The organism is Blautia sp. AF34-10 (assembly GCF_003477865.1).
Taxonomy (GTDB): domain Bacteria; phylum Bacillota; class Clostridia; order Lachnospirales; family Lachnospiraceae; genus Fusicatenibacter; species Fusicatenibacter saccharivorans.
Map to the genome: position 1 here is coordinate 26,217 of NZ_QUED01000021.1, position 20,897 is coordinate 47,113.

At 43.8% G+C, this 20,897-nt stretch carries 20 protein-coding genes, 1 other RNA gene and 2 pseudogenes; 1 reads left to right on the forward strand and 22 read right to left on the reverse strand.

Features of this window, described 5'->3' with window-relative positions; translation table 11 throughout:
• The first annotated feature begins 296 nt into the window (after nucleotides 1–296).
• Complete coding sequence (locus tag DWZ60_RS12515) at nucleotides 297–1,319, forward strand: hypothetical protein (RefSeq protein ID WP_117760382.1); 1,023 nt, start codon at nucleotides 297–299, stop codon at nucleotides 1,317–1,319.
• A gap of 80 nt (nucleotides 1,320–1,399) precedes the next feature.
• Here DWZ60_RS12515 and DWZ60_RS12520 read toward each other — a convergent pair whose 3' ends face one another.
• The 22 genes and pseudogenes from DWZ60_RS12520 to smpB all read right to left on the reverse strand — a co-directional run bounded on the left by DWZ60_RS12520 (nucleotide 1,400) and on the right by smpB (nucleotide 20,893).
• A complete protein-coding gene (locus tag DWZ60_RS12520) occupies nucleotides 1,400–1,888 on the reverse strand; it encodes a TetR/AcrR family transcriptional regulator C-terminal domain-containing protein (protein WP_119221727.1) in 489 nt (162 codons plus the stop codon).
• 120 nt (nucleotides 1,889–2,008) lie between these two features.
• A complete protein-coding gene (locus DWZ60_RS12525) occupies nucleotides 2,009–3,607 on the reverse strand; it encodes a sensor histidine kinase (protein ID WP_243038320.1) in 1,599 nt (532 codons plus the stop codon).
• Entirely contained in the window at nucleotides 3,604–4,287 is a 684-nt protein-coding gene (locus DWZ60_RS12530) for a response regulator transcription factor (protein ID WP_117804030.1), read from the reverse strand. The genes DWZ60_RS12525 and DWZ60_RS12530 overlap by 4 nt, the downstream gene beginning before the upstream one ends.
• Before the next feature lie 259 nt (nucleotides 4,288–4,546).
• Nucleotides 4,547–5,649 (reverse strand): annotated as a pseudogene (locus DWZ60_RS12535) (glycerol dehydrogenase).
• 550 nt (nucleotides 5,650–6,199) lie between these two features.
• The gene (locus DWZ60_RS12550) at nucleotides 6,200–7,489 is read right to left on the reverse strand and encodes an ATP-binding protein (protein WP_118639913.1); all 1,290 of its coding nucleotides are present in this window, start codon (nucleotides 7,487–7,489) and stop codon (nucleotides 6,200–6,202) included.
• A 223-nt stretch (nucleotides 7,490–7,712) separates the two neighbouring features.
• Entirely contained in the window at nucleotides 7,713–8,435 is a 723-nt protein-coding gene (locus DWZ60_RS20195; RefSeq protein ID WP_330422321.1) for an ATP-binding cassette domain-containing protein, read from the reverse strand.
• Nucleotides 8,423–9,262 carry an ATP-binding cassette domain-containing protein gene (locus DWZ60_RS20200; protein ID WP_330422322.1) on the reverse strand — a complete coding sequence of 280 codons (840 nt, stop codon included), beginning with the start codon at nucleotides 9,260–9,262 and terminating at the stop codon, nucleotides 8,423–8,425. Before DWZ60_RS20200 ends, DWZ60_RS20195 begins: the two co-directional genes overlap by 13 nt.
• Nucleotides 9,263–9,575: 313 nt before the next feature.
• Nucleotides 9,576–10,484: an aminoglycoside phosphotransferase family protein gene (locus DWZ60_RS12560; protein ID WP_147397750.1), complete on the reverse strand. Its 909-nt coding sequence runs from the start codon at nucleotides 10,482–10,484 to the stop codon at nucleotides 9,576–9,578.
• Nucleotides 10,485–10,649: 165 nt separating this feature from the next.
• Nucleotides 10,650–11,195: a hypothetical protein gene (locus DWZ60_RS12565; RefSeq protein WP_117509083.1), complete on the reverse strand. Its 546-nt coding sequence runs from the start codon at nucleotides 11,193–11,195 to the stop codon at nucleotides 10,650–10,652.
• Between the two features lie 201 nt (nucleotides 11,196–11,396).
• Nucleotides 11,397–11,573 (reverse strand): YccF domain-containing protein, encoded by a 177-nt coding sequence (locus DWZ60_RS12570; protein WP_082424435.1) that lies wholly within the window; start codon nucleotides 11,571–11,573, stop codon nucleotides 11,397–11,399.
• A gap of 38 nt (nucleotides 11,574–11,611) precedes the next feature.
• The gene (locus DWZ60_RS12575; RefSeq protein ID WP_117509084.1) at nucleotides 11,612–12,088 is read right to left on the reverse strand and encodes an LURP-one-related/scramblase family protein; all 477 of its coding nucleotides are present in this window, start codon (nucleotides 12,086–12,088) and stop codon (nucleotides 11,612–11,614) included.
• A gap of 116 nt (nucleotides 12,089–12,204) precedes the next feature.
• The gene (locus tag DWZ60_RS12580; RefSeq protein ID WP_022463308.1) at nucleotides 12,205–12,798 is read right to left on the reverse strand and encodes a type IV toxin-antitoxin system AbiEi family antitoxin domain-containing protein; all 594 of its coding nucleotides are present in this window, start codon (nucleotides 12,796–12,798) and stop codon (nucleotides 12,205–12,207) included.
• Between the two features lie 607 nt (nucleotides 12,799–13,405).
• The gene (locus tag DWZ60_RS12585) at nucleotides 13,406–13,738 is read right to left on the reverse strand and encodes a hypothetical protein (protein WP_119221731.1); all 333 of its coding nucleotides are present in this window, start codon (nucleotides 13,736–13,738) and stop codon (nucleotides 13,406–13,408) included.
• The gene (locus DWZ60_RS12590; RefSeq protein WP_119221733.1) at nucleotides 13,720–14,025 is read right to left on the reverse strand and encodes a hypothetical protein; all 306 of its coding nucleotides are present in this window, start codon (nucleotides 14,023–14,025) and stop codon (nucleotides 13,720–13,722) included. The genes DWZ60_RS12585 and DWZ60_RS12590 overlap by 19 nt, the downstream gene beginning before the upstream one ends.
• A 16-nt stretch (nucleotides 14,026–14,041) precedes the next feature.
• Nucleotides 14,042–14,806, reverse strand: a complete 765-nt coding sequence (locus tag DWZ60_RS12595) for a carbohydrate ABC transporter permease (RefSeq protein WP_147326093.1) — start codon at nucleotides 14,804–14,806, stop codon at nucleotides 14,042–14,044.
• Nucleotides 14,807–14,827: 21 nt separating this feature from the next.
• Nucleotides 14,828–15,676, reverse strand: a complete 849-nt coding sequence (locus DWZ60_RS12600) for a carbohydrate ABC transporter permease (RefSeq protein ID WP_055266562.1) — start codon at nucleotides 15,674–15,676, stop codon at nucleotides 14,828–14,830.
• 22 nt (nucleotides 15,677–15,698) lie between these two features.
• Nucleotides 15,699–16,529, reverse strand: a complete 831-nt coding sequence (locus tag DWZ60_RS12605; protein WP_119221735.1) for a hypothetical protein — start codon at nucleotides 16,527–16,529, stop codon at nucleotides 15,699–15,701.
• Nucleotides 16,517–16,945: an extracellular solute-binding protein gene (locus tag DWZ60_RS12610; RefSeq protein WP_158576402.1), complete on the reverse strand. Its 429-nt coding sequence runs from the start codon at nucleotides 16,943–16,945 to the stop codon at nucleotides 16,517–16,519. The genes DWZ60_RS12605 and DWZ60_RS12610 overlap by 13 nt, the downstream gene beginning before the upstream one ends.
• 342 nt (nucleotides 16,946–17,287) lie before the next feature.
• Nucleotides 17,288–17,719: pseudogene (locus DWZ60_RS20900) on the reverse strand (DUF188 domain-containing protein).
• Between the two features lie 13 nt (nucleotides 17,720–17,732).
• On the reverse strand, nucleotides 17,733–19,193 hold the full coding sequence (locus tag DWZ60_RS12620) for an RNA-binding domain-containing protein (protein ID WP_117760391.1): 1,461 nt from the start codon (nucleotides 19,191–19,193) through the stop codon (nucleotides 17,733–17,735).
• A 743-nt stretch (nucleotides 19,194–19,936) separates the two neighbouring features.
• Nucleotides 19,937–20,294, reverse strand: a transfer-messenger RNA (tmRNA) gene (gene ssrA / locus DWZ60_RS12625).
• Between the two features lie 128 nt (nucleotides 20,295–20,422).
• A complete protein-coding gene (gene smpB, locus DWZ60_RS12630; RefSeq protein ID WP_022463315.1) occupies nucleotides 20,423–20,893 on the reverse strand; it encodes an SsrA-binding protein SmpB in 471 nt (156 codons plus the stop codon).
• Between the last annotated feature and the right edge of the window lie 4 nt (nucleotides 20,894–20,897).

Consider the following 20,897-nt stretch of genomic DNA (forward strand, 5'->3'; position numbering starts at 1 on the left):
GCAAAACGCCTCCTTTTATCTTCCATGTTCGAAAACCATTTCGTTTTTCCTATTTTTCTGGAATTGTTTCGGATGGTTCCGCCGCGTTTTTGGCGCGGCAGAATCGATAGTTTGCACCATCTAACTTTATTTTACCACTTTTTCCACAAAAGAAAAAGAAATTTCTTCTGAAGATCTGGTAAATTTTCCTTAAGGAATGGAGTTTTTAGACAATTCCTGTTCTTTGTCCCTGTTTTTACCGTGTTCTTTTTGCTATGATAAAAACAGCTTATTTTACTTGATCGGAGGAACACATTATGAATTCACAGGACATCACCCGCGCACTGATCGACACAACAGTTGCACGCGCGATGGTGGAGATGGACGCAGATCCGAAACGCAGCGTCCGCAAGCTCTGCGATCTTGGCCGCCAGTTTTCCCGCGGCCGCTTTCAGAATCAGATTTTTGCCATTTTTCAGGATCTTCTGCGCAACGATGAAAGCCCGTATTATCAGGCAATCGACTTTCTGCTGCGCAGCAACGATCCGGAAGCGCTTCGTCAGTTCGGCATCAACATCGGCTACAACAGTTTTACCTACGGTGCGCAGATTCTGCGCCAGAAGCAGAAAGAACTTTCCTTTGCTGTTCCCTGGGTTGTCAAGCTCCGTCTCGACAGCCGCATCCCGGACACTTACGATTCCTCGTTTTTTGCATCCGTGGTCAGAACCGGTCTGACATACGGCATCTACTCTTATCAGCTCCGCTCCATGGATCATCATGAGGATATGGAATCCTACCTTGCCGTCATCCAGTCGCATCCGGAATGCGCGTTTCTTTGGTTTCTTTCCGATACGCCGCTTACCGAAAAACAGCAGAAACTGCTTTTATCCTGCCCGAACCTGATGGTTTCTCTTCCAATTGATGCCCCCTCAACGGTTTCCATGGCAAAAGCCCTGCGCCGTCAGAAAACGCTGTTCGGTATGCACAAAGTCTATCAGGATGCAGATGCTGCCGCTTATCTGCTCTCTTTTGACCACCTGTATTCCCAGATGGAACAGAGTGTCTTTTTCTTTCTGGTCGCAGATGATTCGTGCTCAAAAGAAAGTATCCGGGCTGTTTCCGATGTTGTTCAACAGTACCGCTTCACCCCCATACAGCCATTCTTCCCGATCGAAGTGCAGGAAGACTCCCGCAAAATTGAGCAGATTATCACCGCCAATCCGGCGTATCTGCTGCTTCTGCCGGATCACATGGCCCGCACACTCGATACGCCCACCGTTTCCTTTGAAGAGTTGTCTCTTCGGAATATATTTTACCGTGAACTGCTCGCAGATGCATAAAAGTACAGCCAAAGCGGAATTTTATTTCTTTGGTTCCGCTTTGGCTGCTATTTTTTCTGATGATCTGTATATCACTTCTTTCAGTTCTTCGACAAACGTTTCCGGTTCCAGCTCGCTTTCCATGGAAACCAGCGCAGAACCGCGGTCAGGAAGGCATCACAAAAGAACGTTACAAACAGTTTCTGATTCTGTACCTGAAAGAGATCCTGTACAAAAAACGCCATGACCGGCTCGAGCATCTCGTAAAAGTAATCCTTAAAACTGTTCTGCCCTTCGATCCTCAGGGCACTCTGGTAAAATGCTTTATTCTGATAGAAAATATTGCAGACCGCCACCAGCACATCCCATTCATTCTCAAAGTTCTTTCCGCCCATGTTTGTCAGAAAGTCCACATAAAAGATCCAGTTTACCAGATCGTATTTATCTTTAAAATGATAATAAAAGCTTTTCCGGTTCAGACCGCATTCCTCGCAGAGATCTGAAATACTGATTTTCGCAAAAGACTTGCGTACCATCAATTTTTTCATTGCATCTGCAAGCGCACTCTTTGTACTGTTGGAATCCGCCATCTCTTCTCTCCCTCTCTTTTCGACCGTTTGTGCTATTATTCTACACCATCTTTTTCCTTTATGCAAGAAAAGCGCACCAGGAAAAGGCTGTATTTCCTTTTTCTGGCACGCTTTTTGCAATCATGCTTCTTCCGTTTTTCCATCTGCCTCCAGTGTGAACCAGAATGCCACACCGTTGTCGTAATTCTGGCAGCCGCACTGCTGCTGGAAGGAATCCATAATGGCTTTTACGATGGAAAGGCCGATGCCGCTTCCGCCGTATTCCCTTGTTCTCGCTTTGTCCACCTTGAAGAATTTCACCCATACCTTGTCGAGATCCTCCTCCGGGATCGGGTCCCCGGTATTGAAAACGGTTGTTTTTACGACATTCCCTTCTTTTTTGCAGCTGATCTCAATCGTGTGGTCGTAGTCCAGATGGTTGAGGGCATTCGTCAGATAGTTGGTGATAACCTCCTCGACCTTGAATTCATCGCCCCAGACATAGAGCGGGTCGCCGCCGGTAAAGAGCACTTTTGCCTCTTTCTGGCGGATCAGGATGTCGGAGGACTGCAGCACGCCTTTAATCACGGCGTTCAGATCGAACCGTTCCATATTGACCTGATCCTCACCGAACTCGAGTTGGTTCAGGTTCAGGAGTTTTTTGACCATCTCGTTCATCTTTGCCGCCTCGTCGATGATGACATCGCAGTAGAACTCGCGGCTTTCCTCATCGTCGTTAATGTTGTCTTTCAGGCCTTCCGCATAACCCTGAATCAGAGCGATCGGGGTTTTCAGCTCATGTGTAACATTTGAGAGGAACTCGCGGCGCATTTCATCAATCTGCGTTTTTTTGTCAATATCTTTCTGCAGCTCAACGTTCGCACTTTTCAGCTCGGAAATCGCCTGCTCAAGCTGTTCGGACATGACATTGAAGTTGTTTCCAAGCTCGCCGATCTCGTCTTTTCCGCCGCTCACGTAACGGGCATCGAAGTCAAGGGCTGCCATTTTTTTCGAAATTTCGGTCAGCTCCTGCACCGGACGGACGATCTGGCGGGTGATGATCCAGATCACAATGGCACCGATGATGATGATCGGAATGCCGATAAAGAGGTAAAACTGGTTGGAAAGGCCGACCGCATCCGTGATGCTCTCCAGCGGGCATCTTGCAAAGTAGCAGTTTCCATTGTCAAACCAGCCGATGATCTGCAGATACTCGGCATCGGCGTGGCTGTCGTAGAATTTCTGGATCTGATAGTTGTCTTTGCTGTCAACGACTTTGGTATTTGCCTGCTCGTTTCCGCTGATCAGGCCGAAGATCAGGGTCTGGAGGCTCTGGCGGTCGGTTGCGTTGGAATAGACGAAGCTGCTGAGCTCCGGTCCGGTAATAATGACTTTCAGGTTGTTGGTAGCGCAGAACTGCTCGAAGGTATCAGGGATATTGTCGCTGTCTCCGCCTGTCGCATTCAGTTTCTGAAAGCTCTCTGCCAGAATGTGTTCTTTATCCCGGATATAAAAGGACCCGAGAAAGAAGTAATTGATCAGGCCGATGATAAGCAGGGTAGCCGCCATGGTCGCAATAAAAGTGTAGGCAATTCGTTTTTTGACGGAGTGTTTTCTTCCCTTTTGTGGCATTTTCAAGTGAAACCGGTGCTTTTTCTCCGTCTGGTTTCCCATTGTCACACGGGAATCTTCTGCAGGTATCTCCATGGAAGTCTCATTTTGTTTTTCTGTTCCGTTCATGATTCGTCCGCCTCGAATTTATAGCCCATGCCCCAGATGGTCTTGATTAAATCGCCTTTGTCGCCCATTTTGCTGCGGAGTTTTTTGACGTGGGTGTCGATGGTGCGTGCGTCGCCGTAGTAGTCGTAGTTCCAGACGTTGTTCAGGATTTTTTCTCTGGAGAGGGCGATTCCCTGGTTTTCGAGGAAGTAGGTGAGGAGTTCGAATTCTTTATAGCTTAACTCCATTGGTTTTCCGTCAATGGATGCCATGTGGGCGGCTTTGTCGATGCGGATGCCGCCGGCTTCTAATACGTCGTCTTCGCCGGTTTTGCCACTGCGGCGCAGGATGGCTTCGACGCGGGCGACGAGGATTTTCGGGGAGAATGGTTTTGAGATGTATTCGTCTACGCCGAGCTCAAAGCCGAGGAGTTCATCGCGTTCTTCGCTTTTGGCGGTGAGCATGATGATCGGGACTTTGGAGTTCTGGCGGATTTCGCGGCAGACCTGCCAGCCGTCCATTTTGGGCATCATGACGTCGAGGATGATGAGGGCGATGTCTTTCTGGGCGTAGAAGGTGTCTACAGCCTGTTCGCCGTCACCGGCTTCGATGACGTCGTATCCGGCTTTTACTAAGAAATCTTTGACGAGTTTGCGCATGCGGCTTTCGTCGTCTACTACTAGGATTTTTAATTTTTCCATGAGTTTTGTCTCCTTTATATGACGGACGGAAAACGCCCGGCTGCCCGCCCGCTCGTGCTTTTTCCTGATCTCGTTGTGTTTTTATGTTTGATATTTTTACCATTTTACTTTAACATGGGTTTATGTTTTTTCTGTGAAATGGGGTGAGTTTATTTTAACATATAGGAAGGGAGTTGGAAACTTCTATTTTTTGTATTGATTAAATTTGGGTATGAAAAAAGATCTCCTTGGGTTGGCAGGAGATCTTTTTTCATACGGGTTATTCTTCTTCGTCGAGATAGTATCTACCGTAGGCGTCGGCTGCTTTAATGGCGGCGAAGACGGTCTCCGGGGTTACTTCGAATGGCATATTGTGGAGGGTGTCGGTCTCTGCGCATGCGGTTTTGGCTACTTCCATGAGCTGGTCGTCGGTTACGTTTCCGGCACCGAGTTCAGCCAAGGTGACTGGGAGACCGACTTCGATGCACCATAAGATGATGTCTTCGAGTTCATCGAGCGGTACGTTTTCCAGGACGAGCTGAGTCAGGGTTCCGAAGGCTACTTTTTCACCGTGGTACATATGATGGCACTCTTCGAGTACGGTGAAGCCGTTGTGGATGGCGTGGGCTCCTGCGAGGCCTGCGCTTTCAAAACCGATTCCGGAAAGGAGGGTGTTGGCCTCGATGACTTTCTCGACTGCCGGGGTGCATACGCCGGCTTCAAGAGCGATTTTGGCTTTTACACCTTCTTCCATCAGAGTGTCAAAGCAGAGTTTCGCGAGTGCCATCGCTGCCTCGGTTGTTTTTCCACCGGCGCAGGAAGTAGCTCCGCTTCTCTGGCAGGCTCTTGCTTCAAAATAGGTGGCAAGTGCATCACCCATTCCGGCTACGGTCAGGCGGACTGGAGATTTTACGATGATGTCAGTGTCCATCAGAACCAGGTTCGGGTTTGCCGGAAGGAAGAGGTATCTCTCGAATACACCCTCTTCTGTGTATACAACAGACAGTGCGCTGCACGGTGCATCGGTCGATGCAATGGTCGGGCAGATGAATACTGGTGTTTCTGCGTAGTAGGCAACTGCTTTTGCGGTATCAAAAATTTTGCCTCCGCCGACACCGATAACCAGATCACAGCCTTTTTCTTTCACGATAGCAACCAGACGGTTGATCTCACTCTCACAGCACTCGCCGTTGAAATAATCAAAAACAACGTCGCAGTCGCTTCCCGCAAAGCTTTCTTCGATCATTGCTCCGATCCGTCTGTAGCCTCCCTGGCTGATCAGAACCAGTGCTTTCTTTCCGTATTTTGCCGCATATGTTCCGATGTTTTTCATTTCCCCTGCGCCCTGTAAATATTTAGAAGGCTAATTAAAATTTTTGCCATTTCTCTTACGCTCCTTTTTTGTTTTTTGAACGTCAGCCTCCGCTTCTGGCGTTTTCTGCGAAAAATGAGTTTACCGCAGAACTTGTCTTTATTATAATAACTGCGCTGTAAAATTGCAAGAATATTTCCATCCAAAATGAACCCCGGAAGTTCACATATTTCCCCGGGATTTTTCGGTTTATTCTGCCTGATCGTAAATGATTTTGCAACGCAGCAGTCCTGTGCGTCGTTTGGGTAGGTATACGGTGCAAACAGATAGACAACTGTCGGGGCATCGTAAAAAGCATTCTGGATTGTGCTGTCATCAGCGATGCTGTCGGCTTCGAGAATTTTGTCCAGTTCTTCCTTTTTGATCTTCTCCGGCTGGTAAAACGGGTGGAACGTCTGGCTTTGATTAAAGTAACCGCCCCTCTGATACGTTTTCACGTAAATTGGCTAAGGGTTGGCTGTGTTGACGATCGCATCGGCATGAACTTTTGTGATGTCGTTTCGGATGATTTTAAATGGCATGGGGATCACCTTCTTTCGTGGGATTTATAGCTGTTTTAATTTATAAGTTGCAAACAGCGTATAATGGCATATTTACCATCCGCTCCTGCTCTTTATACTTCAATGTTGAAAATCGAACTGCTTCTTCCGGCTGGAATTTTTCGCAATATGTTTTAAGACTATGGGATCGAATGTTCTGTTCCGCCTTTACTTCAATCGGCACAATACTCTTTGCCTTCTGAATCAGAAAATCCTGCTCGAAAGTTGCTTTTTCATTTCCATAATAATATGGCGTATAAGGGGTATCTGAAATCAACTGCTGCAGAACGTACTGTTCTGTAAGCGCGCCTTTAAATTCAACAAAAATATCGTTACCCTCCAATATGGATTCTGCTGGCAGTTCACTCATTGCTCCGAGCAGTCCTACATCCAGTACGAATAATTTATATGCATTCATATTTTTATACGCCTTCAGCGGCATATGAGGCTCATTTACCCGGTTGACTTTATATACTAATCCACAATCCAGAAGCCACTGAATTGCTATTTCAAATTCGCTGCTTCTGGCTCCTTTCTTTATCTGTCCAAAGAAAAATTTTTTATTCTCCTTCGCCAGCTGCCTCGGAATAGAATCCCATACCATTCGTATTCTTGGGAGAACTTTTGCTTCAATATGCTTTCCAAAATCACCCTCATACTGCCGTACAATATCACTCTGTATCTGTCGTACTTCTGCATAATCTTTGTTCAGCCGAAATGCATCCACAACTGCTGGCATGCCTCCTGTATAATAATAATTTTTTAACCAGAACAAATATTTATCCGCAAAATTGTCAATTAAATTGTAATCCTTTGTTTCCAATGCACTTTCCAGCCCTTCTTCGTCCATAGCGCACAGGAATTCTCTAAAATTGAATGGATATAAATCCAGTAAATCTACTTTTCCCACCGGATAGGATATTCCCTCATGAAGCGCCACGCCAAGAAGTGAACCTGCTGCTATTACATGATATTCCGGTGCTTCTTCGCAAAAATATTTCAAAGATTCCAACGCTTTCGGTGCATTTTGAATTTCATCCAGAACAATCAATGTATTCTCTGGGGTAATCGCTACACCTGATTCAATATTGAGGTTCATAATAATACGTTTTATATCGAAATCCGTATCGAAAACCGCCTGCATTCTCTGATTATTGTAAAAAGAAATGTAGGCGGTTTTTTCATAATATGTCTTACCAAATTCTTTCATTAACCACGTTTTACCAACCTGCCGGGCTCCCATTAAAATCAGTGGTTTTCTGTTACTTTTTTTCTTCCAGTCTAATAGTTTATCCATTGCAAATCGACGCATGCTGATCTTCCTCCATTTCTCTTTTTTATTATTTCACATTTTTCCTGTGTTATTCTTACCCTAATTTAACATTTTTCCCGACTTAATTCAATATAAAATCAACATTTTTCCCGACTTCACCGGAACAGAATCTGCTGCGAAACCTTCTCTTAAGACAAACATAATCTCTCTACGGAAAAATACGACGGCCAGCCACCGTCGTATTTTTCGTTATCGAATATTTTTATTTTTCTTCTCTGATCAGTCTGAGTCCGTCTTTTTCCAGCAGATACTCCTTCCCGCACACCTCTCCGATATACTTCCTGTCATGCGAAATGCTGATGATGGCGCCTGGAAATTCGCGGAGCATTTTTCTTATGACCGGTCCCGATAAGGGTGAAAAGTTTCGGGTTGGTTCATCCAGAATCAGCACATTGGCATTGCCAAGGCTCATTTTCAGAAGCAATACTTTTGCCTTCTGGCCGCCGGACAGTTCGCGGATGGGGTGATCCATCTCGTCTGCCGTGTACTTCAGCGATCCGAGATACGTCCGAATCTTCGTCCTCTCACTCTTCTCCCCGGTGGAATCCAGAAAATCGACCGGCGTCATGGAAAGATCCAGCTGATCCTCATAATTCTGCGGCATATAATCTACGCGGAGATCCTCCCGTTCTTTCAGCTCTGCTGCAATCTTTTTCAGCAGTGTCGTTTTACCTGCCCCGTTCGGGCCGACAATGCATATTTTTTCCGGTCCTCTTATCTTTAAGGTGATATTTTCCGCCAAAACCCGCTCTCCATCCGGCGTTTCCAGTTTCGGAAGCTGATATTCGATGACCGTTTTCCCGGCCGGCATGGCTGCCTCTGCTCCTCCAAGCTGGAAGTAAATCGCTTCCTCCTGCTCCGGCATTTCTGTCATGCGGGCATCTTCTTTTTCAAATCTGCGGTTCATCGCCTTTACGGTATGCATTTTGTCCTCAGATTTTTCGCCACGGACGGTGCCTGACGGGAACAGTTGCTCAAGGCGTTCTGCACGCTCTGGTATACCTTTCGGTATTTCTCATCGCGCAGCGCTTTCTCTCTCCTGTCACTCTGCGCCTTCTGTTCCTGGCGCCCGAAATTCTGCAGGCGCTCCTCTACATACGTCCGATAGGGAAGTTTCGCAACCGTGTATCTCGATTTTGTCTTCCGCACAATCTGTTCAATATGAATGACCATATTTGCCGTGTTTTCAATCAGCGTTTCATCGTGCGAAATGAAAACAACAATATGCTCCCATTCGCGGATCAGTTTCTCCAGAAGTTCCAGTGTCGCAAGATCAATATCATTTGACGGCTCATCCAGCAGAAGGACCGTGGCATCCTCCATGAGAAGACGCATCATCTGCGCTTTCACCTTCTCGCCGCCGGAAAGCTCACTCATCTGCTGATCCCGGTAGAAAAATTCTTCCGTCAGACCAAATTTTCTTGCCAGCACCGCCAGATCCTTCGGTGTCTGATCCCAGAACTTTTCTTTTTCATAGAAATACTCATACACCGTCTTCGTTTTCTCCGCCTCCGGAAGTTCCTGCGGCAGATATCCAAGCCGCTCCTTTCCGATGATGCGCTCGCCTGTGGATTCGATGTAATCTTCCGTCAGTGCGGGATCGTACATCCACTTCAGCAGCGTCGATTTTCCGTTTCCCTCCTCTCCAATGATAACGGCCTTATCACCGTCATTCAGTACAAGCTGAAAATCTTCGAGAATCACCCGCAGATCTTTTTTATGTGTCAGTGTTAATTTTTTTATCTGCATCATACAGAAGCCCCCTTTGCTCCGGCAGCCTCTTTTCTGCTTTTTTACGCAAAACGAGCCTGTCCTGCGTACGCAAAACAGACCCGCAAAAAAATATCCCTGTTCTATTCTCATAAAAAAGGGAAATGATTCAGCGATTCTCGTCTTTAAGCGTACACGAAAAACAGGCCTGTTTTCCAGGCTGTCCGTTCTTTGTGTTTTTCTTAAAGTCGATTATCGCAGAAACATTCCCTCACCTTTACACCAATGGTGCTCTTTCTTTTTATTTTCTGTTCCCTATTATAGGACAACTTACAGATAAATGCAATCCGTTTTTTTACAAATTGAGAAGTTCCTCTGCCAGCGCCTGTGCATGCTCCAGATACCAGCCGTCTTCGTCCTCTTCTGCTTCCACAAACTCGATATACTCATTCAGCGTGGCCAGCTTCACATCCAGATTGAACTGTTCGCGTGAAATCTTTGTCTTTAACGCTTCATACATCCGATCCAGAAACAGCTCTTTCTGTGCATTGTTCATGTAGAACGGGAAAGTACTCCGTGTCTCGGTCGCATGTGCCAGGAATCTTGCAATGTCCAGAGAATACGGCATCATTCCACCAAATCCCCAGTCAATCATGACAACATTTTCGCCGTCATAGATCACATTCCACTGCAGGAAATCACCGTTTGACATCGTACATGGACAGGTCAGCTGGCGGTCCAGGAACATCTGATACGCTTTCCGCAGAATTGGATCATCCGCTACGGACGATGCTCGGCGCAGAACGCGTTTCCAGTATTCGACAAATCTCTGCTCCACTTCATTTTCCGGCGCTTTGTCCATCGACGGTGTCCAGAAATACGACTGAATTTTACTTAAGGTTTCTGCCGCTTTTTCTGTTGTCTCGTCCGTCATATCCCGCATGTCGTTTCCTTCTACATACTTCATGCAGATCCAGTCCGCATCCTCTGCCTGCCGCATACCGACATACTGCGGTACGTGAAACTCTCCTTTTGACAGATACTGCGCATAAATCTGCGCTTCTTTGCTGCCGGTTTTCTTCAGTGTATATTTTCCTGCATCTGTCTCGATCACATACACATCGTACTCCCGCACTTCATCTTCCGCCTCGCCCCACTGCTCGCAGATGCGGGAAACTGCTTTTACCGGTTCTCCGATGATTTCAAATGCCATTGTTTTGATTTCATCTGAATCTACTGATTTCTGAAAATTTCCTAACTCCATCTCTTTTGTCAAATCCTTCTCTTTTTCACATTATTCTACTACTATATCACATCTGTGACACTTTTGTCATTCTATCTTTCTGGCTTTTAAAAGCTTTGGAAAGTTTTTTCACAAAAAAGCAGGCGCACCAGACATTGCCGTCTGATGCGCTCGTATCTGTCAATTTTATGATCCAATCGAGTATTCCATCGATGCCACGCTTAAGATAACGGTTGCGCTTTCATCCCCTTCCGTAAAAGCCGTCAGCTGCAGAACCGTATCCTGCTCCCCCTGCCACTGATAAATCTGATTTCCGAGTCCAGTTGCAATTCCTCCGCCGTATAAAGAATTCAGTTCGTCTACTTCTTTCTGAATCCATGTATTGGCATCCTGTTCGATGTCAAAAGTAAAGGAAACCTGACTCAGCTGACCGTCCGAAAATTCCAGATCCATGTTAGATTCTGCATTTTCCAGGGAAAATTTTTCTTTGCTCTCGTATGTCTTTGTGCTGCTCTCATCACCCTGTCCCAGATCTTTTTCATCAAACTTCAGGAAGCTCTGTTTGAAAAGCTGTTCCGAATCCGTTCCCCATTCAAAATCCGCATACTGGAAAACCTGCTCCTCTGTACAGAGTTCCTTTAAATCCAGATCTCTGCTCTGTGATCCTCCTGCAGATGCGCAGCCCGCCAGCAAAAACAAAGGTAATAAAAAGATTGTCTGTCTTATCTTCATAAACTTCCCCCCTTCTGTTTCCTGATTTTTTAATTAATACTGAATATTCTATCGTTTCTTTATTTTTTCTGTAAATTTATGGTATCATACTTTATTCTGCTGCGCAATACTTTTATCATGTTTCTATTTGCATCAAAGGAATGGCCGCCTCATGATATGCATAGAAAAAGACCGGTAACCCGATCTTTTTCCATACACCTTTTATCCAATTACACTCGTGCCAAATGGCATAAACGAAAGCCTTGCCATCTTGAAAAACTGCCGTCCAAACGGAATTCCAACAATCGTAATACACCAGATGCATCCTGCAAAAATCCATGCAAGTCCGCCGAACATGCCTCCAAATATAAACCACAGAATATTTCCCAAAGTTCTCATATCCGCATCTCCCCTGACGCCATTCCAGACACCACCAGCTATCCATTATTTTGTGAACAGTTTGCCGCATCGATCGCCAGCACCAGTAATAATGCCGGAATTTCATTGCTCGGATTATCATATTCGATGACATACATGTCACCCCAGCTCAGAAGTTTTTTATGTACGTGGACGACTGCACTGCAGGCTTCATATACATCGTAATCCCATCCCATGAAGTCACCTTCTGCACGCCATCCCATGAAATCTACATCGTATTTGGGGCGGAACAGTGCAAAACGTTTTTCGATATGTCCCATTAACTGCCCGTTCCATTCAATTTCGAAAGTCGGAAGAAAGCAAAATAATTTCTGTTTGATAAACCCAATTTCATTATGCGCCGCATCGTACACATGCAGACGGTGTCCCAGCGAGATAAATTCATTTTTCACAAAATACTTTTGGTTCCCCTGCTCGTCATAGATATCATACGTGTCTGACCAGGAAAATACACGTTGTTTGATTAGTAACTGCATATCTGCTCCCCTTTTCATTTTTCTATCAGATAATCAACTTTTTTATGGAAAATTTTTCCTTTTCCCCTTAATTTTCGACCGCGATTTTGACCCCATTTTTTTCGGTCTGAAACAGTCTATAGCAAAACCTCCATATATCGCAGCACCTTTGGCTTCACACGAAGCTGATCTGCGTACTGCATCAGTCTGTGAATGTTCTTATCCTTGGATGCTGCATAGCGTTTCATAGCTTCTCCGACAATCTGTATATCACTGCCGCTGCCGCGCAGGATGTCACACAGCGTCCGTTCCAAATTGTAAACACGAATTGGATTGCCGGATGGGGATTTCATTTCAATTCTGCCAAGTTCATAGTTCTCCGGCACAACGCGCTTGACAATTAGATTTTCCCGTTTCAAGGATGAAGCATTGTAGCCTTTGGGAAAGGTCATCGTATATTTTGCCGGGGTACGATCCGAATAGCCCCGCAGATACAAAGCAGTATCGTGCGAATAAATTCCGCGCCCATACTTTCGCTGTAAAAGGTAGAAATCATCCTCCCATACGTCGCTCCACACATACAGGCCACGCCCGAAGCGGTATATCTCGCCGCTCTTGACAAACTTCTGTAAAACGCTGCGGTGCAGTCCGGCTTCTGTTACTTGCGCTGCGGTAATCGTACCGTCCTCTGACGCTTCTCGCAGTTCTTCGATTTTCTCCTTAACATTCATGTTTCTCACCCCTCTTTGACAATCACACATTATATTATATTGAAATAATGTGTGATTGTCAACTGTAAAGCGACGAACACACATTAAATTACGTAAAAATAATGTGTGATTGTCAGATATCAGGGAATTTCTAACATGTACTTAAGTAAAAAACAAAGAACGGCATAGCCGTTAAGCTATATCGTTCCTTGTTTCCATATTTTTTAAATTACCACCGCATTACTGGCGTTTTTTCTGCGGACGGTTTCTTCCAGCACACCGAAAAATCCTGCCACCAGCGCCATTAAAATGCCGGTCAAGGTCGCATCTCCTGTTTCTAGGCTTCCGGCTTTGGTGATAGTCGTACATTTTTCATTGTCATTCACAATGTTTCCAGTTCTTACGATTAGGACCGTAGTTCTTATGAAGCGGTTATGGCATAATCAATATATAGAAGCAAATGCAATTGATAAGTTACGGAATATATTGGGCTACAATGCGAAAGGTATCATGACGCATTATTCGGATGACAATGTGTTTTAAAGCCTGTATAAATCGACACATGCATAGAACATAATGAAACAGCCTCACCCCTGAAAGTCCCGGTAGTGAGGCTGTATTCTTTTCCTTAATCTTTTTCTGTTAATTTCACCCGTTCTCCATTTGTCAGTTCTGATGTGCTTACGACCATCGGTTCGTCTACTTCTGATAAAAGTACCACGAAATCTGAATTTCTATTTGGAAAACATGTCACAGCTTTTTCTTCCAGAATATTTTCATACCCCCAGGCTCCCTTCTGACGCTTAATATAATAGACACACGTTTTTCCAAAGTCTCCTTCATGAATCGCCTGCCGTGTGATCACTTTTGGAAAAACATCTTCAGAAGTGATTTCGATTTTTCCCTCAACGTTTTCACTAATCGAATGTTTTTCATACAGATCTACCGTAAGCTCATACAAATCATCCTTCGAATGACAGAACACACTTTTCCAACCAGAAGATCTCTGCCCTCCTGCAGCAAAGATTCCGGAACGTTATCATACACGCTGATATAGCCAATTGCCTGATCAGCTGCGCTTACTTCCAAATCAACTGGAAATTCATACTCAATGCTGCCTTCCTGTGCCTCCTCTGTCCAGACGGAAGGAAGCGTTTTGTTCTCTTCTTTGACCGACCAAAACGTTGCGGCAGTTAAAAACAGAAACCACAGAGCGATTAACCCTATACTTATTTTTTTGAACTTCATCGTACTTTCTTCCCCTCTACGCTTTCACACCGGACATACTGATTCCCTGTATCAAATAGTCCTGTCCCATTAAGAATATCAATAAAACTGGTACTGCGTAAAAAACGGACGCTGCATAAAAGATATCCGGCTGTTCCTCTAAAATCTGGCAAAGATACACGGATAACGGCTGCTGATATGGCTCTCTCAAAAAAATGACCGCCTGGTCTACAATATTCCAATTGTCAATAAAAATCAGGATTAATGCAGCAGCAATGGCTGAACTCAAATTAGGCTTTACAATGGAACGATAAATTCTGTATTCGCTGGCTCCGTCCAGTCTGGCTGCTTCTAACGTTTCCTGCGGAAAATCCTGTATCTGCTGACGAATCAGAAATACCCCCAATGGCTGAAACATTGCCGGAAGAATAATTGCCAAGGACGAATTTTGAATGCCCAGCCAATTCGCCACTAAATAATTTGGCACTAAAGTCAGCTGCAGCGGCATAAGCATGACAATCATGTAAAGATAGAACAAAATCTCCTTGTATTTCCACCTGCATTGCCAAAAGCCGTATGCGGCAAGCGGTGCAAGCAAAAGCTGTCCAATCAAAACCGGAATAGTAATAATCAGGGAATTCCACATCATCCGCAAATACAAAGGTCTCTTAAAGAGCAATATAAGATACTCTTCTGGAACTTGTACCGACTTTCCAGCCACAAACAACAACGGAATGACTGCCAAAATGACAGCTCCCATGCAGATCAGCTTTTCGAAAAAATTCGAATATCTCTTTTTCATAAAATCACCCACAAAAGATCTTTACAAATAATCCAGATTCTTCCTCTGGACCCGATAAATGATGCCCAGAAAGATTCCCAGTATGAGAAACATACACCATGCTGCAGCAGACAGTTTCTGCATATTAAGTGACAAAAACTGGTTATTCATATAGTGCTGCAGCATATAAACATACGGTGATGGATAGGCCCCATACAGCATATAGATCTCTTTAAAAACCTTAAAAGAATTCACGATCGACATCAACAGCACAACTAACGTCGTTGGTTTTAATAAGATCCATGTAATATATTGGAATTCCTGCCGCCCTGTAGCTCCATCCAGCTGGCACTGCTCATGATAGATCTGCGGAATCCAGTTTATCCCGGACCAGAAAAGGACAATCGAAAAACTGATATTTTTCCACAGATACATCAGGATAATAATCAAAATGGCCCATCTGGAATTCTCAATATCGAACATGTTTTTTCCAAAAAGCTGTAAAAACCCATCCAGAAAACCATTTCTCTCAAACAAATATTTCCAGAAAGCAATCACCGTTCCAGATGGAACGATTAATGGGATCAGGAGCAGGATAAGAAGAATTCGACCTCTCCTCTGCTTTTTCAAAACCAGTACCAGAAGCAAAGCAATCGCCATTCCCAGCGGTATTGCAATCCCGCAAAAAATTCCGGTATTACGGAGTGCTGAAAGGAATAACTCATTTTCGAATAACAGTTTAAAGTTTTTAAGACCCACCCATTCCTTGTTCATCATGTTGTCAATCACTGCAAAATACAAAGACAGAAGAAACGGCACGATGTAAAAAGCCATGATCCCGATAAAACTTGGAAGGATAAAACACATATAAATAAAATTTCGTTTTTTCATTTCATATACCTGATTCCATGGATTAAGGACAGCTTCTACTCATTAACATAAAGCTCTGCTCTTTGCTGAAAAGCTTCGCACATTCCTCTGGGGTGATTTTCTGCTCCATACATTCGTTTCGAATTTCAGTCAAAATACTGTCTAACTGTAAATCCCGAAAAGCTTTTGCAGAAACTTTTTCATTGTATGCTTCCCATTTTTCTGCTGTGTCGTCATCATTTTCCAATTGATACGCAACAAGCTGCCGTGTGTTTTCTTTGTTCAGCATACTGCCATAGGTAAAGAAATTTCTGTAGTAAGAATCACTGTTTGCATCTTCGAACTCAAATTGTTTCTGACCAATGCAGAATTTGATAAATTCCCATGCAAGCGCTTTATCTTTGCAGCCTGAACTCATGGAAAAGTCCTCACCACTTCTCCAGAAAGGAATTTTTCCATCCGTTGATTTCAACAGGATCGGTTTTGTTGCCGTATCGGTTTCTTCAAACATTCCGCTCGGAGAACCTTCGAGTAAATTTGTAAATGTATTCAGCAGGACACTCTTTCCGGAAAAGCTTTTAATATCCGTGAATGCATGGGTCGCATAGGATGGTTGATATTGATACAGTTCCTGCATTTTTCTCAGAAAATCCACATAATTTTCTGAATCAAAATTTACTTCTTCCTTCTTCAAATAAGCTCTGTCCTCTGTCATCGGCAGAAACACGTAAATATTGTTTTGTACATCAATCGTAAAATCATCATCTGCAATTGGCTTGGCCTGCTGATATAACTCATATAAATCATTGATATCCATTTCGTCCGGGACTTCATAATTCAGTTCATCCGTTATGTTTCTATTCAACCGAAGCATAACATAATAAAAACCTCCGGAATTTGATACAGTTTTCCATCGACTTCTGCTGCTCGCAGGATATTATCGTAATAATCATCTCTGTTAAAATTAGGATCTGCATCAATATACTGATTTAAGTCCTCGAAATAGCCGCTGCCTTTCGTCTTAATTTCCGATGGTAAATACGTTGCATCATAAATATCCGCCCGTTGATCCGATGCAAGTTCTGTAAGCAAGGTATTTAAGCCTTCATTATACTGTTCATCCGTAACATCATTGTCAAAAACAACCTTTGTTTCAATTTTTACGCCTGGATGCTCCTTCATAAATAAATCAATCATATGCTGGGTCTGCGGCTCAATAAATAAGGTTCCATATGTAAGCGTTCCTTCCAAATCAGCTCCCTCTTCATAGACAGAAATATCATTTCTCACATCTTTTTCATCTTGGGACCACTTTGTGTGCTTCCACAGGCGCCAATCGCTGCTGCACATAGCATTCCAATTACCACGCAGGATACCTTTTTACCATATTTTCCGAGTTTTTTCATAGGCACTTTTCCTTTCAATTTTTCTCACCGCTTATATTTCTATATTTTATTATATACCTCCGTTTCATTTGACAATATGCTTATTTTTACTATATTTTCAGAATTATTTTTATTAGTTTTGCACCTAAAAATGCCCTGACACTTTTTCCTTTTTGAAAAATAGCATCCGGGCATATCTCCTAATATTATCAAATCACTTTATTTCACTCTCTGATAATTTTATCTTCTAAACTCTTTTCCTTCTTTCTCCTGTATCATCCCTAACATTTTTTTCAAAAGACTGTTCAAATCCCTCAGTATCCGCCTTTTTTTCGCTTCTTTGTCCTTCTGACACGATGATGCGGGTATTTTTTCACTTCGTTGTTTAAATAACGCTCCATGAGAATGATTAATCGCATAAGAACCTCTTCCCAACGCTATCGCCGTCACACCATAATCCTGCGATACGACAATATCGCCTTTATGACAGACACGGATCAGTTCATAATCCACAGCATCTGCTCCATCACCAACCACGACTATTTCGCTATAATCCGATATCAAATATCAAATCATGATTGGTATCGCACAACAGTGTTACCGGAACACAATGCTCTTTTGCAATTTTCTCAACCGTCTCAATTACCGGACAGGCATCTGCATCGACCAATATTTGCATTCTTCTGTTTCTCCTACTTTATGATTACCCAATTCGATTTTCTGTTTGTTCCATTTTGTACCAACACACCATTTTGCTGTAAAGAAACAAATATTCGTGAAACAGTTCTTTTGGACACACCGATCTGTTCCGCATAATACGCCTGGGTTGCAAATGGGTTCTTTTCTATAGCCTGTAACAGTTTTTCTATCTGAACCTGTTCCTTCGTTCGTGATATTTTAACGCCATCAATGCCATTTTTTATATCATTAACGCCATTTTTTGTTTTCTTGGCGTTGATTCTGGCGTTATTTGTATCGTTTTGTCCTCGATAGATATTGATACGCAAGTCAACTTCTCCACCAATAAACTCCGGTTCCTGTAGTCCAGCAGATTTTACCTTGTCTATAATTCTCGGAATCCCGCTTCCCCAATGTTCAATCAGATTCATATACGAAAAGGCATGTGCAAGGGCTTCATTCCTGATTTTGGAATAGCCTTCTTTCATACGCTCCAACGTTTGTCCCATCGGCAATTTCCCCGGCGATGTGATTTCCAGTCGGTTGTCATACACCGCAACCTGTATTGTACCATGATCCAGATAGCTGCGATGCACCACCGCGTTGATAATCAGCTCACGAATTGCATCCGGCGGGATTTCATAAATATCCTGACGGTAAATGCCGACAAGCGTAGCTCCCAGATGAATATTTCGCAGAACAAACTGAAATGCTTCCTCTATTTGTTCCCACAAAGGACCCGTATATTCCCTTCGATCAACAAAAACCGCTTTCGTTGTTCCCTTAAACACACCGCACTGAATGGCAACATGAAGCCCTCCACAGCCCGTTAAGATAGCATAAGCGTTAGAAGGGTAGTCTTTTCCATCACGTTCAATCAAAATACCCCAGGACCGAAGCTGCTGCTTTCCAACGTCTTTTACCGATGCTTTCTGCTCCTCATTATGGGCATTTTTGACTGCCTGCTCCTTCATCGCTTTACAAAGCGTATCAATTTCTTCTTCTGTAACACTCAGTCCAGTACATAACGCCTGATCAAAATAACGATTGCTTCCCTCAAGCATCAGCTCTTTGATCATATACTCGTCAGCAAGCCGGGTTGTTCCAGCAACACGGACATATACGCCTCTCTCTCGTCCAAGCGCTTTAATGTAATATGGCCGCTGTCTGCCTTCAGAAATTTCTGCCACAATAACCGTCTTGCCATCAACTGTCTGCAGCGTAATATCTGGAATAATTGCCGGTTCACAGCTATCCGAGACGGCATTGGCAATCGCATCCATCTTTTTGAATACATCTTCCTTGTCAAAGCCAACCACTTCTCGGGTTTTATCCGCAATTCCAAAAATAATTTTTCCTCCGGTTCCATTTGCAAAGGCAACCACAGACTTCATATATTTGATGCTCTTTTCCGGCAGGTTCTCTTTGAATTCTACGTTTTTGGATTCTCCTGCAAGAATTTCTTCTATGGTCATAAATACACCTCGCTATCCGTGTTTATTTTAATAAATCAATGCTTAAAGTTCTCTTTATATCTGTTACCTTAACATATAATTCTCATTCAAGCAATGCAGTACTTTTAAAAATCGTAATTCATTTTTTCAAGTCTGTCAATTCTATTATTTTCCTTTTCTCGCGCATGATCAGATTCAATCATAGGGCGAAAAGTACAGAATCTATTAGTCCCTTACCAACTCAAAACATCCTTAAGCATTTGTTTTACCGCTTCAAAAGTTAACCTGCTGGATATTTTTTTATATTGTGAACAGAAATCTTTGTTATAAGGAGCCACCGTTTTTAAATAGTGCATATGCACTATTTTCTTACCGAGATGACGATCTTGATGAGGATGAATTTGAAGAAGGCTTTTACATTGACTTCTTTTAATCTATCGTCTGTTTGCCATGCCCGCCTTTGTGCGGGCTCTTTTTATCAAGAGTTCGACGGAAGTCGAACTTTCCTATTGTACAAAAAAGCAGGCACATCAAGTATCTCTACTTCATGTGCCTGCAGCACTTTGAAACGGTCTCTTTTACGTTCTTAACAGTGCGAATAAAGATAAAGTTTGACAAAATTTCGAATTTTTCCTTTCTTTTTTGACCAAAATTCATGCGGTTTTAAACGGTCTGAAACGGTCTAAAGCGGCATTTTTGCCCTGTTTTTTCCATCAAAAATGTAACAAAAAACCGCTAAACACTGGATTTTAGCGGTTTTTCAGGTATGGACCTGAGGGGAATCGAACCCCTGTCCGAAAGCCTATTCATTCAGGCATCTCCCATTACAGTCATTCTATTAAAGGTTCCCCCATCGGCACGCCGGATGACAGGCTTGCCGCTTCGGTAGCTTCATAAAATCTTTCATCTCCGCAAAGCTTTGGAAACGAAGTGCTCCGCATCTGTTTGATGCCAGGAGAATAGCCGCGGAAAACTATTCAGCTGACAACGCCGCACTTAGGCAGCGTACGCTACGTAATTATCGTCTGCGTTTAAATTTAGGTTCCAGGTTGATGACGCGGTCCCGGAGTCCACGAATGGCTTCCCAAACTTCAAAACCCCCGTCGAAACCAGTACAAGCCCGTGCTGGCTCTACAGACGCTTTTCTTTGATACGGGGACGCAAACAGATCGTCCCGGTGCAGTGAAAACTCTCTTTCAACTGCCGTATATTGTATTATAGTCTTTCCCCATACTTTTTGTCAAGGATTTTTAATACAGATTTTTAACTTTGAAATCTCTCTCCGCCTCACGTCTCTGATCCTTCTTTGCGATATCCTGCCGTTTATCATACAGTTTTTTACCGCGTGCCAGACCGATCTCGACTTTTACGAGGCTGCCTTTAAAATACACCTGCAGCGGAACGAGCGTGTAGCCTTTTTCCTTGATCTGCGCCTCAAGTTTGCGGATCTCATAGTCGTGCAGCAGCAGTTTCCGGATGCGCAGCGGGTCTTTATTGAATATGTTGCCCTTCTCGTACGGACTGATGTGCATGCCGTAGATGAATACCTCATCACGCTCAATGCGGATGAAGGACTCCTTGATGCTGCATTTTCCCATGCGGAGGGATTTTACCTCGGTACCGGCAAGGGAGATGCCGGCCTCGTATTTATCCTCGATAAAATAGTCATGATATGCCTTTTTATTGTTGGCAATCATTCGATTTCCTTTTTGTTTTGCCATAACT

Bases quoted from the DNA above. Each gene is read 5' to 3' on its own strand.
- DWZ60_RS12515 (WP_117760382.1), top strand. From the start codon at position 297: ATGAATTCACAGGACATCACCCGCGCACTGATCGACACAACAGTTGCA.
- DWZ60_RS12520 (WP_119221727.1), bottom strand. From the start codon at position 1,888: ATGGCGGATTCCAACAGTACAAAGAGTGCGCTTGCAGATGCAATGAAA.
- DWZ60_RS12525 (WP_243038320.1), bottom strand. From the start codon at position 3,607: ATGAACGGAACAGAAAAACAAAATGAGACTTCCATGGAGATACCTGCA.
- DWZ60_RS12530 (WP_117804030.1), bottom strand. From the start codon at position 4,287: ATGGAAAAATTAAAAATCCTAGTAGTAGACGACGAAAGCCGCATGCGC.
- DWZ60_RS12550 (WP_118639913.1), bottom strand. From the start codon at position 7,489: ATGCGTCGATTTGCAATGGATAAACTATTAGACTGGAAGAAAAAAAGT.
- DWZ60_RS20195 (WP_330422321.1), bottom strand. From the start codon at position 8,435: ATGCATACCGTAAAGGCGATGAACCGCAGATTTGAAAAAGAAGATGCC.
- DWZ60_RS20200 (WP_330422322.1), bottom strand. From the start codon at position 9,262: ATGATGCAGATAAAAAAATTAACACTGACACATAAAAAAGATCTGCGG.
- DWZ60_RS12560 (WP_147397750.1), bottom strand. From the start codon at position 10,484: ATGGAGTTAGGAAATTTTCAGAAATCAGTAGATTCAGATGAAATCAAA.
- DWZ60_RS12565 (WP_117509083.1), bottom strand. From the start codon at position 11,195: ATGAAGATAAGACAGACAATCTTTTTATTACCTTTGTTTTTGCTGGCG.
- DWZ60_RS12570 (WP_082424435.1), bottom strand. From the start codon at position 11,573: ATGAGAACTTTGGGAAATATTCTGTGGTTTATATTTGGAGGCATGTTC.
- DWZ60_RS12575 (WP_117509084.1), bottom strand. From the start codon at position 12,088: ATGCAGTTACTAATCAAACAACGTGTATTTTCCTGGTCAGACACGTAT.
- DWZ60_RS12580 (WP_022463308.1), bottom strand. From the start codon at position 12,798: ATGAATGTTAAGGAGAAAATCGAAGAACTGCGAGAAGCGTCAGAGGAC.
- DWZ60_RS12590 (WP_119221733.1), bottom strand. From the start codon at position 14,025: ATGAAGTTCAAAAAAATAAGTATAGGGTTAATCGCTCTGTGGTTTCTG.
- DWZ60_RS12595 (WP_147326093.1), bottom strand. From the start codon at position 14,806: ATGAAAAAGAGATATTCGAATTTTTTCGAAAAGCTGATCTGCATGGGA.
- DWZ60_RS12600 (WP_055266562.1), bottom strand. From the start codon at position 15,676: ATGAAAAAACGAAATTTTATTTATATGTGTTTTATCCTTCCAAGTTTT.
- DWZ60_RS12605 (WP_119221735.1), bottom strand. From the start codon at position 16,529: ATGCTTCGGTTGAATAGAAACATAACGGATGAACTGAATTATGAAGTC.
- DWZ60_RS12620 (WP_117760391.1), bottom strand. From the start codon at position 19,193: ATGACCATAGAAGAAATTCTTGCAGGAGAATCCAAAAACGTAGAATTC.
- smpB (WP_022463315.1), bottom strand. From the start codon at position 20,893: ATGGCAAAACAAAAAGGAAATCGAATGATTGCCAACAATAAAAAGGCA.